General features: G+C 43.0%; 8 protein-coding genes and 1 pseudogene. All 9 read right to left on the bottom strand.

Annotation, left to right across the window (positions count from 1 at the left end; translation table 11 throughout):
• Window positions 1-9 precede the first annotated feature (9 nt).
• The gene (locus SNE25_RS18970; RefSeq protein WP_321560568.1) at window positions 10-1,206 is read right to left on the bottom strand and encodes a glycosyltransferase; all 1,197 of its coding nucleotides are present in this window, start codon (window positions 1,204-1,206) and stop codon (window positions 10-12) included.
• A 24-nt stretch (window positions 1,207-1,230) separates the two neighbouring features.
• A complete protein-coding gene (locus SNE25_RS18965; protein WP_321560567.1) occupies window positions 1,231-1,992 on the bottom strand; it encodes an alpha/beta fold hydrolase in 762 nt (253 codons plus the stop codon).
• The gene (locus SNE25_RS18960; RefSeq protein ID WP_321560566.1) at window positions 1,983-2,282 is read right to left on the bottom strand and encodes an acyl carrier protein; all 300 of its coding nucleotides are present in this window, start codon (window positions 2,280-2,282) and stop codon (window positions 1,983-1,985) included. Before SNE25_RS18960 ends, SNE25_RS18965 begins: the two co-directional genes overlap by 10 nt.
• Window positions 2,270-6,520 carry a type I polyketide synthase gene (locus tag SNE25_RS18955; protein ID WP_321560565.1) on the bottom strand — a complete coding sequence of 1,417 codons (4,251 nt, stop codon included), beginning with the start codon at window positions 6,518-6,520 and terminating at the stop codon, window positions 2,270-2,272. The genes SNE25_RS18960 and SNE25_RS18955 overlap by 13 nt, the downstream gene beginning before the upstream one ends.
• A gap of 27 nt (window positions 6,521-6,547) precedes the next feature.
• Entirely contained in the window at window positions 6,548-10,894 is a 4,347-nt protein-coding gene (locus SNE25_RS31930; protein ID WP_407667050.1) for an SDR family NAD(P)-dependent oxidoreductase, read from the bottom strand.
• A pseudogene (locus SNE25_RS31925) lies at window positions 10,877-12,691 on the bottom strand (beta-ketoacyl synthase N-terminal-like domain-containing protein); the annotation flags it as partial. The gene SNE25_RS31930 and the pseudogene SNE25_RS31925, both read right to left, overlap by 18 nt.
• 2,076 nt (window positions 12,692-14,767) lie before the next feature.
• Window positions 14,768-15,553, bottom strand: a complete 786-nt coding sequence (locus SNE25_RS18940) for a hypothetical protein (RefSeq protein WP_321560564.1) — start codon at window positions 15,551-15,553, stop codon at window positions 14,768-14,770.
• A 226-nt stretch (window positions 15,554-15,779) separates the two neighbouring features.
• The gene (locus SNE25_RS18935; protein WP_321560563.1) at window positions 15,780-17,219 is read right to left on the bottom strand and encodes a SusD/RagB family nutrient-binding outer membrane lipoprotein; all 1,440 of its coding nucleotides are present in this window, start codon (window positions 17,217-17,219) and stop codon (window positions 15,780-15,782) included.
• Window positions 17,220-17,224: 5 nt separating this feature from the next.
• Window positions 17,225-20,353, bottom strand: a complete 3,129-nt coding sequence (locus SNE25_RS18930; protein ID WP_321560562.1) for a SusC/RagA family TonB-linked outer membrane protein — start codon at window positions 20,351-20,353, stop codon at window positions 17,225-17,227.
• Between the last annotated feature and the right edge of the window lie 86 nt (window positions 20,354-20,439).

Below are 20,439 nucleotides of genomic sequence, written 5' to 3'. Positions count from 1 at the left end.
GATTTAGTTTTATGCTTCTAAACTTTGTTTTATGCAGGCGTGCTCAAGCATATCTGCAGCGGTTTCCGTACCTCCGGCTCCCACAAACGACCTCCTTAATTGTTGAGCGCATTCGGTGTAACCCGAGTTTTGTAGTATTTCATAAACAGCCTCTTTAAGATGACCAGCCTTGAAACGGTTAAAATTCAAGCGCAAACCCGCTCCCGTACGCACCACACGGCCCGCAACATGCGATTGATCATAAGCTATAGGGATCACCACCATGGGCAAACCATTAAAAAGGGTTTCACAAACGGTATTGTGCCCGCCGTGGCATACCACAGCATTTAAATGGGGCAGGAGCTCCAACTGCGGAACCTGGGGTTTTACGATGAAATTTGGGGGCCAGTGATCAAACAAGGTAGGATCCGAAACCACCACTACCGTCAGCTCTTCATTGCCAAATGCTTCAATAACCTTTGCAAAAAAGCTTTTTTTGTGTTCATGATTAAATGTGGTACCGATACTTACCAATATTTTAGGAAGCGAGCTGGCTTGAAACCTATACCAGTCGAATTTAATATTAGCCGACCGCCGATTGATCACGGGGCCTGTAAACCGATAACATTCGGGCAGTTCCATCTCTCCAAAAAACAACTGCGAGGTAAGCACCATAGTGAGCAGTTTTGAACAGGCAATAGACGAGCTACCTTGAATACCTAATTCCTGCTGCAACGCCACTATCTGGTTCACCTCCCATTCATGAACTTTTGGAAGTTCGTCCATTACTTTAATAGCAGCCGGAGCAGTAACCGATGTGGCATAGGGTATATTTTTATTAATAGCCGCAATGGCCCCGGCAAACATCTGGTGGTCGGTAATAACCAAATCTGGTTCAAAACGATCAAGTAACGCGGCTATACCTTCGTAACTATGCCGGTTTAGTGGTATCAATACTTCTTCATACAGAAACTTAATACTGTCAATACCGTATACTATTTTTTTTGTGATAATATCGAGATACCGTTCGCTCTGCTGTTTTTGCTGATCATTTTCATCATAGCTGATGTGTAACAGTTCGCCGCCATCAGGTAGTTTTGATGACAAAGATTGGTCGAGCGTTATCCAGCCAACCCGGTGGCCGCGCTGAAGTAAAACGGCCCCCATACTTAGTGTGGGGTTAATATGCCCGGTTAGCGGGGGTACAACAAATACAAACTTTGCCATAGGGATGTGTTTTGTATGTAATGTTTAGTTCATAAAAAATGTATTGATCATATTACCAATCAACACGGGCTCCTGTATGGGAATGTTGTGGTCGCCGTTTACCGATACCAATTCCGAGCCTTTTATCATATTATTTAATTGTTTGCCGGTGCCAAGGCAATTAGAGTTTGATCCGTAAAGCAGCAACGTGTCTTTTTTTAAAACCGGAATCACCGGGTCGTTCAAAAAGTTCTTTTCGGCCTCCATATCATTTTTTATGCTGGTTTGATAAAAAAGATATTCATACATGCGATGGTTACGCTCCATCTGGCGTTTGCCCATTTTTACCTTTGTAGTATCTGTGAAATTCTCTATATAATGCTCCAGAAACTCCCTGCTATAATCGTCAATAATGCCGCGGGCTTTTTCGTCGCTTGGGTCGGGCGCTTCAATGATGGCCAGTTTTTTCAGCTTATCAGGAAACCGTAATGCCATTTTCAGCGCAATGAGCCCGCCAAAGCTATATCCTGCCAGGTGAACCCTATTAATATTTAGCGCATCCATCAGCGCGTGTAAATCATCGGTCATGGTGGTAAGATCATATCCATCCAATGCGCGTTCGCTCATACCGTGACTTTTTAAATCATACATCACTACATGAAAATGCTGGGCCAGTATGGGCGCTATATTAAAATAATAAACAGAAAGATTGCTGAACATACCATGAACCAAAAGCACCGTTTCGGCTGCTTCTTGATTAAGCTCCTGGAAATGCACATTCCTGTTATTTACTTTTATTACTGGCATTCGTGTATATAATTAATGATCATGCCCAAATTAAGGTTGATAAGCTGGTCAAGGTCCATTGATGACAGCCAGCCGGTAAAATCAATCTGATCCCCAAAGTGTGCCTTTATTTTTTCGGAAAAGGATACAATTTCTATACTATCCATTTCCATGTCTTTGGTGAACGAACTCTGGGGGGTAATGTCCATTTCTTCAACAAATTCCTCGCCTATTACCTCGGTAATAAATTGTTTCATAAGATCAAAGATCTCGTCGTTGTTCATTTTTTTTGCTGATGTTATAGTGTCCATCCGATTATGTAATTTTTATGTTTTAATGTTTTAATAAAAATGTCGTTAATGCGCAGGTCATTATCCCTTATTTCCTCAACCACGTAAGCTTTTGGGTTGCCCTGCAAGCCCTTACAAAGGTATTTGCCATAAGCTTCTTTGGCCACCCAGAAACGGGTAGCCCACTCGGCCATATCTTTATCTTTGAGCAGTAACATTTCGTTTTCAGTAAAAACCACATCGGTGAAACCGGCTCCACGATCCTCAATAATTTCCATATCGATGCCTACGGGTTTATCAAATTGAGCTATACCAACCGCATCGGTGCCTTTATGAGCTATAGAAATATGTATTCCATCGGTTAAATCACCATTCAGGTAAGGTTTACCCAGTTCATCTGATTTTACTTCAAAAGCGATAGGGTAGCAAGCTTGTTGTTTTTGTTTATTCAGCAGGTTTCGTACGGCATCTTTTACAGCCACGCGGCTGATCATCCAGGTTTTTCTTTTGTTGGGGAGCAGGTTGGAATGATATTTCTTTTCCTCCTGGTTGAAATAACGTTTCAGGATAAAGTCCCACGAAACAACACGCGAATAGGCCTGATGAAACATGAATATACCGGGAGCAATTTCTTCTGATAAACGATTATGCAGCGGCGACATGGAGACATTCCACAAAGCCTCATCAATTTCCAGCCTGCGGTTTTGCCAGCCCGAAATTAGGGCCCATACCTTGCCACCGCGTTTCATTACAAAATTGGCAGTAGCAAATTCATCATTTAATTCGGTAAGCACACAGGTGCATTCAAATTGCCCCTGCTGATCTTCCATCGCACCAAAAAATTCAATCTCCTGTATTTTTACGGGGAAGGCAATACGGTCTTTAGTAAGTGTAAGCTGTAACCATAACCCGAATAATTGCCCTGCATTATCCAATAGCGAACCTTTTCCGGCCGCGCCTTCAATGATGCCTGTAATGCCCTTACTTCCTGCTTTTATTTCTTTAATTCCCTGATATCGCGGGCCATGAAACATGTGCGCATCGTAGATCTCCTCGGAGGTACGGGTGATGTTCAACAGTTCACCAATATCAAAATGTATATCGGGGGGTAGACTGAGCTGACACGCCAGCTGCACTTCGGCATTGGCAAAACGGTCAAGGTCAAGATATACGCGCTGCTGGTCTTTCCATTCTCCAGTAACGGTTTCGCGGAAAGGCTTAACAACGTTCATCCACTGAAATACCTTAATGTTCATGATTTTTTGAACCTGCTCGCCCGGTGATTGCTCCGCGGCTATCTCACCAAATACCTCAAAAATCATGGTCATGGGTATTACCGGATCCATATCATCCACACAGTGCCAGCCTTTGGGTTGCCGCAGCAGAGAATGATCAATAAGATAGGGGCAATTATTAAGGGAGATATCCAACTGTTTAGAGAAGGCCTGTCTTTTTGGGGGTACATGCGTTACATGCACAGGCTTTGCCGGAGCCGGCGTTGTTTTAGCCACCGGTTGCAAAGTCCGGTTCTGAAATAGTTGCAACATTTCGGTCTGTATGTTAACCATTTCCGCCACGTTGCTGTTAAAAGCCTGCATAACAGGATCTGCAACATCAACTAACAGCGCCTCTGCTGATACCGGGCTTTTTTGTTTAGCCGCTATGTATTTAAGCCCTTCCAGATTATGAATTATGGGAGACCCCAATTGTAGTTTAATACCTTTAGCCGTTGCAGGCACAGTACTCGTTTTATACCCCATAAAATCCATTCCTATTTCTTTACCTTCCACGAATAAAGCCGCCAATACCCGCTGTAATTGTGTTAGCCCGGAACGAATTGGCACGTTTGATGCAATAGTGCTAAACTCTTTTCCTTTTAGTGTATCATCAATAAAGCCCATCAAACCGCCCGAGCCAACCTGTATAAAAACTCTGGCACCTTCAGCATATAATTTCTCAGTAAGCTCCCGGAAGCGCACCGGTTTAATCAGGTGTTCGGCGCTTAATTGCCTGATGGCCTCAAAACCCTCCGGATAAAGCTCCAGAGTGGTTGCCGACCATAACGGTGTAGTGGTTTTGCGGAATTGCATACGTTGCATTCCCTCAAGTATCACATCCAGTTTGTCGGCGACAAAAGGAGAGTGGAAGCCGGATTGAAAAGGCAGTACCTGGTGAAATATTTGTTTTGCTCGTAATATAGGTACCAGCTCATCCAGTGCCGGCTTACTGCCGCAAAGTATTACCTGTTGCGGGCAGTTATCATTGGAGAGATATAAGTCTTTTATACCCGCTATAATAGATTCCAACAGATCGATACCGCAACCAACAGCAATAAAGCGGGAATCCTTTAACTCAAAAGTTTCGGGGTTTAAAACATCAAGCAGCTCTATGACCGAACTTTCTTCTGTAAGTTCAGAAGAGCGGGCGGCCAGCCATTCGCCTAAACTATGCCCGGCGTTCATATCGGGTTTTATATCCAGCTGTTTTAGGGCGGTATCCAGTATACTGCTCTTGTTTAAGATTCCCAGCGCCTCATTCAACAATCCGCTTTCTTGTGTGCTATGGCTTGCTGATATATTAAAATAATTGGCCACACTTTCAACCTCGCCGCCTGTCAGGCCATCTAAACCCGGGAATACGAAAGCTATCTTTCCACCATCGGTAAGCAGGGGAGCATTGGTATACCAGATATCCTGCTTATTACGCCAGGGATGGTTCTTCGCTGCAATTTTTGCGGCCTTCTTTACACGCTCGGGCGTAGGATTAAATACGGCTATACGAAACCGCCCTGAGCCTTGTGTATAATCATGCGTTTCAAGTGCGTTAATTAGCGCTTCGTTACTTTCCCGGGCAAGCAATAAAACCTCATCTTTTTTAGGAGATGTAAAACCTTCAAGCACAACATGGGCATTGACGCCACCAAAACCAAACGCGTTTACGCCGGCAATCCGGGGTAAGCCGGATTCTGTCCAGTTACGTGGATTTTGAACTGCCGAAAAGCGGGTTTTACTCATCTGCTCCAGCGGAGCCTCGCAATGCAAAGTAGGAGGCAGGGTATTATGATAAAGTGCCAGGCACGTTTTTATAAACCCCGCGATACCTGCGGCCGGCATAGCATGGCCAATATTTGATTTTACCGACCCGATACCTGCATTGGGTAACTCTGGCTGGTAACCAAAAAATTGGGTTAGGGTTTGCAGCTCGGTTTTGTCGCCAAGCGGGGTCCCTGTTCCATGGGCCTCCAGGTAACCAATTTCTTTTGCTGATACGCCGGCGTTTTCCCAGGCCTGTTCAATAGCTTTAAGCTGCCCCTTTACCGCAGGGCTCATTACGCTGGTGCCGCTGCCATCACTGCTAACGCCCACGCCCTTTATTACAGCGTAGATTTTGTCCTTATCATTTATGGCATCTTCCAGCCGTTTCAGTACCACAAAACCGCAGCCTTCACCAATAATTAAGCCATCGGCATCTGTATCAAAGGGCTTTATGGTTCCATGATGGGATAAAGCCCCTAACTGCGAAAATATACTCCAGAATGCCGCATTTTGCCCAACATGTACACCTCCGGCTATAACCATATTACAGCGACCACTGTTTAGTTCCTGCACAGCGTGGTCTATAGCGATAAGCGAACTGGCGCAAGCCGCATCAAGTGTGAACGCCGCCCCGCCCAGGTTTAAACGATTAGCCACCAGCGACGCCACCAGATTGGGGATAAGCCCCATAGCAGTATCCGCACTGAAACGGCCCTTACGAAGCTGAAATTCGTGCTTTACCCTGGCTATCTCATCGTCACCTAAATTGGGTAGCATTTCTTTTAACAAGGATGCTATCTGCTCGCCGGTTCTTACAATTTCTATAGCACGGGTAGCGCCTGGGCCTGCGTAATTACCTTTGCCAATAATGATTCCCGTTTTTTCGAGGGTAATGTTTTTAGCAAATACACTTGCATCTTCCAGTGCCCGGTAAGCCAGGTCAAGCGTTAATAAGTGATCGGGCTCGGTACCCTCAACCGCAACCGGCAAAATACCAAAGCGACGGGGATCGAACTCATAATCAGGTATAAAACCACCGCGGTTACAGTAAAATCTATCCACCCCGGTAGCATTCTTATCAAAATGTACCGGATCTATCCGGTCTGCCGGCACAGTTTGGGTTGAATCGACCTTATTAATGATGTTTTGCCAGAAAGTTTCCACATCGCCAGCGCCGGGAAAAATACATGACATTCCAATTACTGCTACGTCGGTTTTTTTCATGTGTGAATGGTTTGGGCTGATAATTATTTACCAGTTGTTACCGGCCATGATCAATACCTGGCTTTCTTTTCCGTATTTCAGTTCGTTTAAGAATATCTCGCGGCCATCCTGTAACGGGATAAGGGCTATTCCACGGCGCTCATATTCCTTTTCGAGTGTTGGCGATACCATTCCGGCGCCTTTCCAAGGGCCCCAGTTTATGGACATTACTTTGCCATTTATTTTTTCTTTTAGGGCCCAGGCGTATTTATCTAATACACTGTTTGCGGCCGCGTAATCTGTTTGTCCGCGGTTGCCATAAACCGAGGCTATGCTGGAGAAAAAGATCACAAACTGGGTATCAGGCGTTAAATGTTCGGCCAATGTACGCAGTGGGATTACCTTGGTGTCAAACACCCTACCAAATGATTCAGATGTTTTGCTGTGGAATAATTTGTCTTCCAGTAACCCGGCGCCATGTACCACGCCATCTATACGGTTATATTTATCGTAAACATTATTGATAAAGCTGCTTAAACCGGCTTCATCGCACAAATCGAGAGATTCATATACTACTGTCGATCCGCCTTTTTCCATCTGGGTGATGGTGCGCATGATTTGATTGTTTTTAAATATACGGGCAGTTTCGCGTTCAATTTCAGCCGGTTTTTTAATATCACCTTGTTTTACCAGGTAATTGCGTATCTCATCTTTATGCTGCAGAGCATCTAACGGGCCTGGTGATGCATTCCTCGGATCCGCAGAACGGCCAACTAAAATATAGGTACATGGATAATCTTTCGAAAAATGGATCATCAGCTCGGAGGTAATACCCTGCGCTCCGCCCAATACCAATACAACTGCTTCTTTATCAAGCTTAATGTGCGAGTCTTCTACGCCGGTTATCAATTGGGAAGGTACCAGTTCCATCACATGTCTTTTATTATCCTGATAGATAATTTCCGATGGTTCATCGGGTGTAAGGATCTCTTTTAATGTTATGTCGGCTATTTCCTCTGCCGACATAGGGCTTCCCAGGCTAACCAGGCGGCATTTAGTTCGGTCATACTCCCGGTCAAGACTTTTGAAAAAGCCTGGATAACCCTGGTAACGCCTCAGCAGTTTTACATCGGTAAATTCTTTTAAATGCAGTTTGGTATCTGATATCAGATAAACCCATTTAACCGATTCAAAATCGAGCTTTTTGATCAATGAAAAATGATCAAAAATTCCTACCGTTTTTTGAGATGCGAACATGTTCAGGATAATAAGTCCCTGATAGCCTTGCAGATTTCCACCGGGATAAACAATATTTGCTATAGCGCCGTGTTGTTCAAACAAATGTTTGATCTTTATGGCCTGCACGCCGCCGTCATCGGTTATGGCAAAACGCTGTCCCTTAATTATTGACGGCTCAATAGCAGATAGAGTAGCAGGAGAAAGTTCAAAGCGCAATCTCGATAATGTTTCATTAACGGTGATTTCTGTGTTTTTTTCTTCTATGATCTTTTTTGCCTCAGTAAGCAATCCGGCGCTTTCTGATTCAATTTCCGCTATCCAATTGGCCAGGCCATTGAGGGTTTTTATGGCGGCAAGCTTTTCCATAATATCATCACCCTGTTCATTAGCTTTACCAAAACCAATCTTCAATTTCAGGTCGCCAATAATTTCCATTCTTTTAATGGAGTCAATACTCAGGTCGGCTTCCAGATCAAGGTCCATACCCAACATTTCCTGCGGGTAGCCCGTTTTTTCACTCACTACCTGTAATATGGCCAGTTTCAAGTCCTCAAGTGAAAATTTGGGTTGCGTGGTGGCTTGTACATTAACTTCTATATTAATGACTGGCAGTGCCACAGGAGCGGCTGGGGCGGCGTTCTCTGTAATCCATTTTATAAGACCGCTTAACGTTTTTATACCAGCCAACTGCTCCATCACTGTATCTTCGTTTTTACCGGTCTGATCAAAGCCACCTAACTCGGTGCGTAATGAAGCTATGATCTCCACACGTTTAATAGAGTCGATACTTAAATCGGCTTCCAGATCCATTTCCATACCCAGCATTTCCTGCGGGTAACCTGTTTTCTCGCTTACTACTTGTAATAATATCTGTTTAATATCTTTTTGTGCTACAGCGGTTTTCGAAACAACGGGCGGGGCTTCAATTACCTGAACATCCTGATCAGCTATTACTTGCTGACGTTCTGCAACAGGCAGCGGCTGAGGGGAAACCGTGAGCGGTGTTTGATAAACTATGGGGTTATTGATAGCGGGGTTTTGCCCTAAAAAAGTAAGCATCACATCGCGCTGTGCCTGGATCATCATTTTCATGCTGTTCAGGTACTCCTGCATCATTAATTCGGCAGCAGAATTTACTACCTGAGGTATTTCGGTTCGTAGATCTTTATTTATCATTTTAATAGGTTCGGTTATAGGCAGGGCTCCGTTTGATGGTAGTTTTCCGGTAGCAGGAATAGCATGCTGACCATTTACATACCAAACAGTCGCGCTTTTTTTGTACAGACCCGGTTCATCAAGGTTCAGTAGTTTCGCATCGCGGCCCTCAAATAGTTTTTCAATGTTAATATCCCGTCCGGTGGCCATATAATCAGCCAGCATACAAAGCAGTTGGGTTAATTTATTGCGGCCATTATCTTCGGCATATAATAATACTTCATCTTTACCTAAGCAGGCTTTTGTTAATCCGGTCAGTACTTTTCCGGGGCCAACCTCAATAAACACCCGGGCGCCGGCAGCGTACATCTGTTGTACCTCATCAACAAATTTTACAGGTTTTATTAAATGATCGGTAAGCCGTTCTTTGATGTCAGCGGCCTGGGTTGGGTATTCTGTTGCGGTAGTATTTGACCATACCGGCAAGGCAAGGTCATTGAACTGCACACCTGAAAGTACCTGTTGATATAGCACTTTTGATTTGGATACCAGTGGGCTATGGAAAGCGCAGGCAACCTCAAGCTTTCTGAAAGATATTTTAGCTGTTTTAAGCACCTCCATAAGGTGTTCCACAGCAGGGGTAGACCCTGCGAGTACGCATTGCAGCGGAGAGTTATAATTTACCGCGTATATATCTTTTAAACCAGAAATAACTTTTAATAGTTCATCCTGGGCTACATTTACGGCAACCATCGCTCCGGCATCGCCATTTTCAACGGCATTTAAAATAGATTGCGCGCGCTCGGCGCTTAGTTTTACAAGATCGTCTTCAGCAAATGCACCTGCAAAACAAAGGGCAGGTAGTTCGCCATAGCTGTGTCCGGCAACCATGTCGGGCTCAATACCCAGTGTTTTTAAGAAATTAGCTATGGCCAGGTCAACAATACCCAGCAACGGCTGAGCCATACGGGTATCTTTAATGGCCTCTTTTTGTGCTTTTAGCAGGCTGTCATCAAATACGGCATTCGGGAAAAGTACTTTTTCATATTCCGGATGCTGCTTTAGTAAACTACGCATTGCCGGAAATACCACAAAAAGGTCACGGGCCATATTGATGCGCTGGCTTCCCTGTCCGGGGAACATAAACGCGACTTTACCTTCCCGTTTTTTAACAATATAGGTATCCTTGCTTTCAATACCCGAAAGGGCCAGTTCAACCTTCATCATCAGATCGTTAGCATGATCGGCAACTATACTGAGTTGTATTGGTTTTGCATTGGCAGTTGCCAGGCTAAAGGCTATGTCTTTCAGTTGGATATTATCATTTACCTCTAATAATGATTTAACTGAATTTAATCGTGTTTTTGCCTCGTCATAAGTGTCGCCCCTGAAAACAAAAAGCTCTGACGGCCATGATTTTATTGTCGGGTTTTGCACCGATACCGGGTTAGCGTTTTCAATTACAGCATGAAAATTAGTGCCGCCAAAGCCAAACGCACTTACACCGGCATAACGTTTTTCGTCCATCCATAAACCTGCTTCAGTATGAAATGCAAACGGACTGGTTTCCGGATTGTAAAAGCTGTTAGGTGTTTTTAAATGTATGGTTGGAGGCTTTATGCCGTGATAAACAGCCAGTGAAGCCTTAATAAGCCCGGCTAAACCTGCCGCGCACTTAGTATGCCCGATCTGTGTTTTTACCGAACCAAGATGGGTTTGACCAACAAGCGCTCCCGACTGGTTAAGCATATCTGTTAACGCACTTAATTCTGTTTTATCGCCAACTACGGTTCCCGTTCCATGAGCCTCAACCAGGCCCACAGCAGCGGGGGTAATGCCTGCCTGGCCATAAGCGCGTTCTAAAGCACGTACCTGACCAATTTTACGCGGAGCGGTTAAGCCCAATGCCTTACCATCACTGGAGCCACCTACGCCTTTAATTACAGCATAAACACGGTTGCCATCGCGCAAAGCATCTTCATGCCTTTTCAATACAAGCATGGCTATGCCTTCGCCCAAAGCAATACCATCAGCTTCCCCATCAAAGGTTGCGCACCGGCCCTTGCGTGACAAGGCGTGGGTACTCGAAAACATCAGGTAGTCGTTAATGCCGTTGTGTAAATCGGCCCCGCCGGCCAGTACCATATCCGATTTTTCGAGGAATAATTCCTGGCAGGCCAGATCAACAGCGGCAAGTGATGAAGCACAGGCTGCATCTACGGTAAAATTACGACCACCAAAGTTCATTCGGTTGGTTATACGGCCAGAAATTACATTCGCCAGAATACCGGGAAAAGAATCCTCGGTAGTTTTGGGTAATGCCGCGTCTACTTCAGCCGGTATATCACCAAACACCTGTTTAAAATATCCCCGGAAACTATAGCTGTTTGCCAGGTCATTACCGCCCTCGGCACCAATAATTACCGATACGTTATCCTGGTCGTAATTGCCGTTAGCTTAGCCTGCATTTTCCATGGCTTGTTTAGCAACCATAAGAGTTAACAGCTGGGTAGGCTCAATGGCAGCCAGTGATTGTGGCGGAATGCCATATTCAAGCGGGTCGAAATCAATTTTAGGGATAAAACCACCCCATTTTGAATGCGACATATCATCTGCGGTAGATGCAGGATCATAGTATAGCTCCTTGTTCCAGCGTTCGTCAGGCACTTCGGTAACACAATCTTTTCCTAAAATAATATTACGCCAGTACTCTTCCAGGTTCTTTGCTTCGGGAAAAATGCAGGCCATACCTACAATAGCCACATCAAGTGATTTTTCCATTGATTGGGGCAGTTCAGGTAATGCAGCGTTTAAAATATGCTGATAATTATTTTCGGCAACATCCTGATGAAGCTCCTGTAATGAAATAACTTTATTGTGCATAACAGCTACCTGGCCAATCATGTACATGCCTAAATTAAGCTGATCGGCTTCATTTATGGTTACCAGCTCATTGCCGCGTCGTTCGATACCTTTGGCAGCAATACGCAAACGGCCTACATTTAGCGTTTCCAGTTGCTCCCATATTTCTTTTTTATCAACACCGGCTTGTTGCAGTTTTTCCTTTTCGGTATTAAAAAAATCGGCAAATGGAGAGTTCAGGCATCTCGTTTCATGACCTGGTGCTGTTTCTAATAATACGGTATCAGTGACCTGCATGGCCTGCTCCTGAAATTTATCCTGTATGGCGCCGGTAATAACCGCCTCTTTAGTATATAAATAGGCGGTACCCATGAGTACACCCACTTTTACGCCTTTGGCGGCCAGCGGAGCGGCCATTATAGAAATGAACGCTGCAGAAAAAGCATCGTGGATGCCGCCGGCAAAAAACACACTCAGCTGTTCGGGCTGATCTTCTTTTAACAAACGTTCAATTTGTTTTTCCCAAAGTACCATGCTGGATAGGGGGCCTACGTGGCCGCCGCATTCACGTCCTTCAAAAACAAACTTTTTAGCGCCTTCCTTTAAAAACATATCCAATAAGGATGCTGAGGGCACATGTAAAAAAGTTTTTATGCCTGCTTTTTCAAGCGGCTTTGCTTGTGATGGTCTGCCACCGGCAATTAAAACAACAGGTGGTTTGGCCTCCAGTATATATTGCATCTGCTCGTCGCGCAGCTCTTGTGGCGCAAAACCGAGTATGCCAACGCCCCAGGTTTTATCTCCGGCCAGTGCTTTGGTATCGATGATGAGTTCTTTGGCACGGTCACCCTTTAATAAAGACAGCGCGATAAAGGACAACGCACCTGCTTCTGACACAGCATCAGCAAACGGAGCTACATCGCTAACCCTGGTCATTGGGCCTTGTGCAATAGGGTAGATTATATCAAGATCTTTTGCCAAAGCATTACCTGGACTGATCACATTTAGTGATTTTGCCTGGTTTAAATGACCATATATGGCCTCATTAATGCCAAATATGAGTTTGTTTAATTTTTTATACCGGTTAATCAGATCGGTAGCGAGGGCAATATCCTGCCCCATGGGGATATAACTCTTTTCAGGATCAAGATCAGTAAAATATGCTTTCAGGTCATTATAGGATGCGTTATCCGGAAGTGCAGGAGAGTTTGGACGAACCAGGACGCGACAATTATCAATCAATTTAGTTTCAGTGCCGCTCAGTTTAGTGCAGATGTCTTTTAGGGCTTTAGGGGTCGAGCATTCAGGGAATAACGCTAATTGGCTGTCAAGCACAATTCCCGCAGCGCCCTGTGCAGATAATGCTGCTGCGGTGTGGATGCCTACACCACCCTGAACCCAAACCGGGATATCCTTAATTTCCTGAATAACGCGTTGGAATAATACAAATGAGGATTCATATCCAACATTTCCGGCACCCTCATTACCTTTAATAATAATACCATTGGCACTTTCGGCCTTTGCCATTCTTGCCGATTCCAGATCATGAACCTGGTAAACTAAAGTGGTATTATTTGCGGTTTTGATTTTTACACCATAAGGCACAATAACCATGCTCACCTGAGCCGGAAGTTTAATAGTTGTAAGCCCGGCAGAAACAAGACAGACACCAAAATCATTTATTCCGCTATTCACTAATTTTTCAAGAGCTTCTTCGGCTATGGCATGATTAAGTCCGAGATTTAATACGGGAAATGCGCCGGCATGATGCAGATGAAGTGCAAGCGATACATCGGGTTTTTCAAATGGGGTTATTCCAATTATTGCACGTTTTTTCATATTGTTTAGGTAGGTAAAATGTTAAACGTTGATGGTTATCTGCAAAAACTGCCATTAATCCCAGATGATGGATATATAGAACAATAATATATGGCAGATAAAAATAATAATTCAATTTGATATATTAACCAAAAAGTAATAATTTAACAATAAAGATATCTTTATCTTATAAATTATACAATAATAGCACTAAAATTTTATATATATGCATAGTGAACACAATGAACAGAAAATGAATAAAGTGCCAAAACGGCTACTTAATCATATATATATCGACCTGATATTATAGTTTATAACGCTGATTGATGATTTAATTTAAAATGATAATTGTAATTATTAATTAATTAATAAATTCTCAAAAGTTAATTATGTTGATACGCCGATGTTTATGCACATGGTTGATTTTTGTATCAAATTAAAATTATTGTTTTACAGCACCGGCCGGGTTTTGATTTGTACTTTTATAATTGGCTTATAAATAATTAGTTATACTTATAATTACCCTGATTTACATGGGGATTTAAACTTTTGCTCCGGGATTAAGCAAATAGCTTGATAATAAAAAGAGCAATCTTTGTTAATTTTTGATTAATAATTATTATAAAATTTGAAATATTATTAATACATTATTAATGTTGTTGTCTTCGATTTTTTATATTGACTGGCTAAAAGCGGTTAATCAGATATCTTTCCTCAACAGAGTTAAGGTAGTTTGGTATTGTGGTGGGTACGGTCAAAGAATTGCTGGACAAAAAGATGTAATGCAATTTTCTACGAATGGTCGGAACTTCTTCCGGCCATTTTTTATGTTTTGAAAAAGAGTCCTGGATCACCTACACATTGAACAACAATTAATGCGATAGCTAGATCTCTCACCTCCATAGCAAAACGTCTTTGGGAAGTTTTATAGCCCTGTTTATTTCCTTTCTTGTAGATCAATACCAGCATACTGGTTATTAATGTCATATATAACATCACCTGTAAGCCGTTTTTATTAACAGACACCAGGTGACTTACGTTGAGTTCCTGTTTGAGGAACCGAATCAATATCCCAACGCCTACGGTAGGCCAGTGCAATATCTTTGGCTGATAAATCGAACTCATTGGTTAACAGCCAGTACTCTTTGTCCACATCGGATTTACTTTTTACAATAACCAGACGAAAAGGACGATCTACCAGTTCCTCTCTGTAGTTTTTATTCCCCGTTTATTGACTACAGGTATACCCGTATAAAGCCGGACGAGGCTATCTCTGAGCAAGATGTCCTGTCCTTCGGCGATCAATGATTCTACTGGCTCGAACTTCCTGTTCTCCTTTGCTTTACAGATGAAGGTTACCTGGTCTTCACTGAAAGCTTTCATTGTGCGGGTAGATTGAAGCCCCCGGTCTAATACATAGCTATTTTGATGTCCCTGTTCTTTTTTTACATGGGCCATGACCACTTCCGGCAATGCATTGTCTTCGTTGCCATATTTTGGGCTGGTGAATACATGGGCGTCACCAGGTAGTAGGCCATCAAAAGCAAAGCTGTATTTGACCGCTTTCTTACTGCTGCTGGGATTAACGATGCCTTGAGTTAGCTTACCGGCCGTTTCGCTAACTATCGTACTATCTACACGGATCAGGTTATACTGCTTCCTTTCCGCTAAAGCATAAGCCCTGGAAAACTGTTCATAAATACATTCATAGAGCTGTCTGAAATAATCCGGGTCGACTTTGGATAATCTTTCCGAGATAGAACTTCGGCGCACCTTTTCAGCTTCATCAAGATTAAAAAGGATCTTAAATACCGAATCATTGAAAGTATCTTCCAGTGTTCGTTGGCTAAGCTTGTCATTGTCCAAAATACCGTAGAGCAATAAATAAAACAGCTTATTGCCGTGCAGAACCTTTGCGTAATGATCGATCTTGGTGGTAAGTGACAAATTTGCTATCAGCGCCTCGGGAATGAAGCCCAAGAGCTCTTTTACAGTCACTTTATGATCTTTGAAAATGGCATATCTTATTGATTATCAGCTATTAATATAGTAAACCAATACGGCAAAAACAAGATAAATTATTGAAAATCAGATGATTATATAAATAAAACAGTCTCTATTAAAACAAAAAAGTCGGAAGATTTAAGCTTCCGACCATTCGTGGCCATTGGCGGCCTTTATTGTTTTATATTTAAAGTTTAAGTTTTTAGTTTACATCAAACCAAAGTTTGGTAGTAAGCACGTCGGCACCCTGGTGGGCAACTGCAGCTTTATAACTTGTACCGTTAAGCGATTGCTCTGTTCCGGGGTAAATAAACCTTACAGGCATTTTCCCGTTGAGTGCGCCGGCAACAGCAGGTTTCAATTGCGGATAATCTAACCGGCGCCATTCTGCAAATGCCTCGAGACCCTGGCCAAATAAAGCTATCCACTTTTGGTTACCTATGGATTTTTTATAATTAGAGGCATCATATTTAACAGTCTGCTGAGCCAAATACGTATCGACAGGCGTACCGCTAATGCCATATTGTAAAAAGGAGGCTTTTATGGCCTGGTTATACAGGTCCTCGGCATTTTCGGCTGAAAAGCCGCGTGCAGCTATCTCTGCACGATCAAATAATACCTCTGCATAGCTTATAATAACCGCAGGAGCATGCGGCGCTGTAAAATAAGTGCCTGGTTTTGAAGTTTTGGTAAAACCCAGATTAGCAGCGTCGCCCACTAATAAACCGTTTGGTATGCCCACATAAGTTTTAGGAGTTGCATCTTTTGTAGGGCTGGCATAAATAGGCAAGCGGGGATCATTCAATGCAAATAACTGATCAACAATGGTTCTACTGATACGGTAATCGTCGCGCGTGTCAAACAAATTACTGATAGGGTTTTGGTTAGGTGAATCTAAATAACCAAACTGCGCTATCTCGCTGTTAGAGCTAATATAGCCACTACCTTCGGCTTGTACATCGGCTAATACTTGTTTAGCTTTTTCTGGTTCGCGGTCGGCAATACGCAGCGCAATACGCAGGCGCAGGGAGTTAGCAAACTTTTTCCATGAGGTAATATTGTTGCCGTAAACAACATCGCCTAAAATAGCTTTGCCCGATGGATCAAGGGATGCTTGTGCTGCCTTCAAATCATCGAGTAGAGCAAAGTAAACATCTTTCTGTGCATCATAAGCGGGGGTTAAAAACTGTTGAATATTTGTTGCTTGTTTATAAGGCACATCGCCGTACTGGTCTGTGAGTAAAGTAAACACCCATGAACGTAAAACCAATGCCACTCCTTTGTAATTAGGATTAGCCTGAGCATCGGCCAATGAGATGATCTTATTGAGGTTAACAATACTTTTAGAATAGCCTGTAGTCCATAATTCCTGAAATGAACCATTGGTATAGATATACCTGTCGGGGTCAGTGTATTGAATTTTTGCCCAATATTGCACAAACAACAAGCTGGCATCCATATTGTTGGCGATTCCCCAATAGGTATCTGCAGTGCTCTTGGTAGCCCCGGTAAGCAGGTAATCGGGCTGAGGGTTTTGTGTAGCGTTAGGGTTTTGATTAATATCAGACAGCTCCTTTTTGCATGAGGCCAATGATAGCAGCAATGCACCTGATAATATGATGGACGTATATTTTAGTTTCATGATTGTTAGAATTTAAGGTTAATGTTAAAACCGATATTGCGCACGGTAGGCAGGGTTAAGTCTTCCAAACCTTGTCCGTTGCCGGTGTTAAAAGCTGTTTCCGGGTCAATATTGGGAGCGTTTTTGTGTATGATCCACAGGTTACGTCCGACTACAGCAACAGAAGCTCCCTGGAAACCAATGCTGTTTGCCCACTTTTGCGGCACGGTATAACCCAGTTTTACCTCCCTTAACTTAATATATGATGCGCTGTAAACAAATGGCTCATCGGCATTGGTTAATGCCTTATAATAAGCCTGCGCCGATAAAATGGTAGTATTTTTGCTGCCATCGGCTTTTACACCATTAAAAATAATACCATCGTTGAAAGTGGTTTGGCCAACAGTATAGCTTAACCCTCCGTTGGCTGCACCACGTCCCGGCAGGGTGGAAGCCAGTATGCCGGTATAAGTACCGGTACTGTTAGTTCCGGAATAAATAGATCCGCCAATATGAGCGTCAATCAGGAAACTTAAATTAATGCCCTTATAAGTAAAGCTGTTATTGATACTACCTAACCAGCTTGGTGTAAATTTGCCAAGATATTTCTTAGTGGGGTCAATAACCGGAGTACCATCAGCAGCTACTATTACCTGACCGCTGGCATCGCGTTGAAAAGCATTTCCATAAATTGCACCATAAGGTTGCCCTACAGCCGCTAATATTTGGACATTGCCATCAGTTCCTAATATATAACTTTGCAGGTTGCCATCTTTATCGAGCGAAACAACCTTGCTCTTATTACGAGAATAGTTTACATTAACATCCCAGTTAAAATCTTTAAGTTTTACCGGTGTTAAACCCAGTTGAACTTCCAGTCCTTTATTGTTAATTGTACCTCCATTGATTAGTTTTTGGCTATAGCCTGTGGTTGGGCTCACATCCACGCTGATGATCTGGTTTTTACTATTCGTATTGTAAACACTTGCATCTAAACGGATCCTGTCGTTAAAAAAACCAAGTTCGAAGCCAGCTTCTGCCGAAGTGGTAATTTCTGGTTTCAGGTTAGGATTAAGGTCAATGCTGTTAGCGCTTTGTTGAGGGTTAGTACCGAAGGGAGCAGTGAAAGCATAAGTATTTAACAAATTATACGGATCGGTGTCTTTACCAACTTTTGACCAGCCGCCACGTAATTTAACATAACTCAAGATATCACTTTTTATATCAAGCGCTTCTGAAAGTACTAAACTTCCGTTTATTGAAGGGTAAAAGTATGACAAGCTTGCTTTTGGAAGTGTAGATGACCAATCATTACGCGCAGTAACGTTTAAGAAAGCATAGTTTCTGAACCCTATTTGTCCGGAGGCGAAATAGCTATATATTTTTGATTTATTATAGGTATTTGATGATATAAGCGGATCACGCGAGTTGCTTAATGTATATAAGTCAGCCACAGCTAATTTAGGTGCTTTCTGATCGTTGTTTTCGAATGATCTTGCACGTATGTTTCCGCCAATTAACGCGTCTATAGAGAAATCATCATTTAATTTCTTGGTATATTGCAACCTGCCCTCGGTATTGGTTTCGGTAAAATCATAGGCATCTTCTTCGTAAGAGCCAAATGGCGTACCATTGGTACCATAGGCCACTTTGATTTTGCGGCGATCGTTGTAATAATCGGTACCGGTACGGAAGTTTGCAGATAAACCATCGATAATTTTATAATTCAGTTCGGCGCTTCCTATAAAACGGTTACGGGTTTGACCTACCGTATTTTCATAGGCCATAAAGTAAGGGTTGCTGTAATAGCTGTTATTCCAGTTAATGTTATTACCATTAGCATCACGGTAATTTCTTAATTGGCTTACATCAACCTGGCGGCCAAACCAGGTAAATTGGAGCATGGTGCTTGTGGCGCGTTTACCACCGGCACCTGGTAAATTATCGGCGTCGTCTTTAACATAATTGGCAATGGCGGTTAATGTTAATTTAGACGTTAATTTATAGGTACCATTCAGCAAAAACGAATTGCGGCCTTGAGAGGTATTGGGAATTACTCCAGTTTGATGAAGATTATTATATGACAAACGAAAATCATATTTGTCACCTGAACCGCCAAGCGAAACACCGTTGTTAAGTGTAACACCTGTTTTAAAGAAACTGCTCACATTATCCGGGTGGGCTATAAAGGGTACCGGTTTTCCGCCTGAGTTAAACTGCGGAATAAGTCGGCCGTCCAAAGCCGGGCCCCAGCTTTCGTCAACACCGTCGTTAATGCCGCCGCCTTTTCCGTCAACGTAACTAAACTGGCCATTTGAACCTTGTCCGTATTCATTTTGATATTTTGGTAAGCCTAATAAATTTGAAAAAGATGTATTTGAATTGATTGTGACACCAATACCTTTTATTCCTTTACCTGTTTTTGTTTTGATTAGTATTACCCCGGCTGCAGCACGTGAACCATAAAGCGCCGCGGCATTGGGTCCTTTAAGTACCGAAATAGATTCTATATCTTCAGAATTGATATCAGATATAGGATTGGCGAAATCCCTTGATCCGGCCGTGCCCAACTGCTGGGTATTATCAATAGGAAGGCCATCCACAACAAACAGGGGCTGGTTGTTACCAGATACAGAGGTTTCGCCGCGGATAACGATTCGGGATGATCCCATATCGCCCTGGCTGCTGGTTACATTTACACCGGCTATTTTACCGCTCAGTGCATTTACCAAGTTTGTTTCTTTGGCCTCAGATATGTCTTTTGATTTCAATCCCTGTACAGCATAACCCAACGACTTTTTATCTTTTGATATGTTAAGCGCCGTTATTACCACCTCATTTAAGGAGTTGGCCAGCTCGTCGAGGGTTATTCGAAGATCAGTTTGGTTTTGTGTAACGGGGAGTTCTTTAGGAGTGAAGCCAATGTAAGTTATTCTTAATACATCGTTCGCTTTGGCGTTAAGTGTAAATTTACCATCGCTGTTGGTTTGTGTTCCGTTGGTAGTTCCTTTGATAGAAACACTTACGCCCGGCAACGGTAACCCATCGGACTTGGCGGTTACCACACCGCTTATTTTAACAGATTGCGCTGCAACTGTTTGGATGAGGATAAAAGGCAATAGTATTGCCCATAATAATTTGTAATTTTTTGACATGGTAATAGATCGTGAAATGATTAATGTTACCCGGATACAGTATGAAAAAAGACGATCAGTTAATAGTTGGAGTACCAATTATATCT

Origin of the sequence: Mucilaginibacter sabulilitoris (assembly GCF_034262375.1) — a bacterium.
Classification (GTDB): domain Bacteria; phylum Bacteroidota; class Bacteroidia; order Sphingobacteriales; family Sphingobacteriaceae; genus Mucilaginibacter; species Mucilaginibacter sabulilitoris.
This window is presented reverse-complemented; position numbering and strand designations above follow the sequence as displayed.

Excerpts from the sequence above, each read along its gene's own strand:
- SNE25_RS18960 (WP_321560566.1), bottom strand. The coding sequence starts at position 2,282 with ATGGACACTATAACATCAGCAAAAAAAATGAACAACGACGAGATCTTT.
- SNE25_RS18970 (WP_321560568.1), bottom strand. The coding sequence starts at position 1,206 with ATGGCAAAGTTTGTATTTGTTGTACCCCCGCTAACCGGGCATATTAAC.
- SNE25_RS18955 (WP_321560565.1), bottom strand. The coding sequence starts at position 6,520 with ATGAAAAAAACCGACGTAGCAGTAATTGGAATGTCATGTATTTTTCCC.
- SNE25_RS18935 (WP_321560563.1), bottom strand. The coding sequence starts at position 17,219 with ATGAAACTAAAATATACGTCCATCATATTATCAGGTGCATTGCTGCTA.
- SNE25_RS18930 (WP_321560562.1), bottom strand. The coding sequence starts at position 20,353 with ATGTCAAAAAATTACAAATTATTATGGGCAATACTATTGCCTTTTATC.
- SNE25_RS31930 (WP_407667050.1), bottom strand. The coding sequence starts at position 10,894 with ATGCTTGTATTGAAAAGGCATGAAGATGCTTTGCGCGATGGCAACCGT.
- SNE25_RS18965 (WP_321560567.1), bottom strand. The coding sequence starts at position 1,992 with ATGCCAGTAATAAAAGTAAATAACAGGAATGTGCATTTCCAGGAGCTT.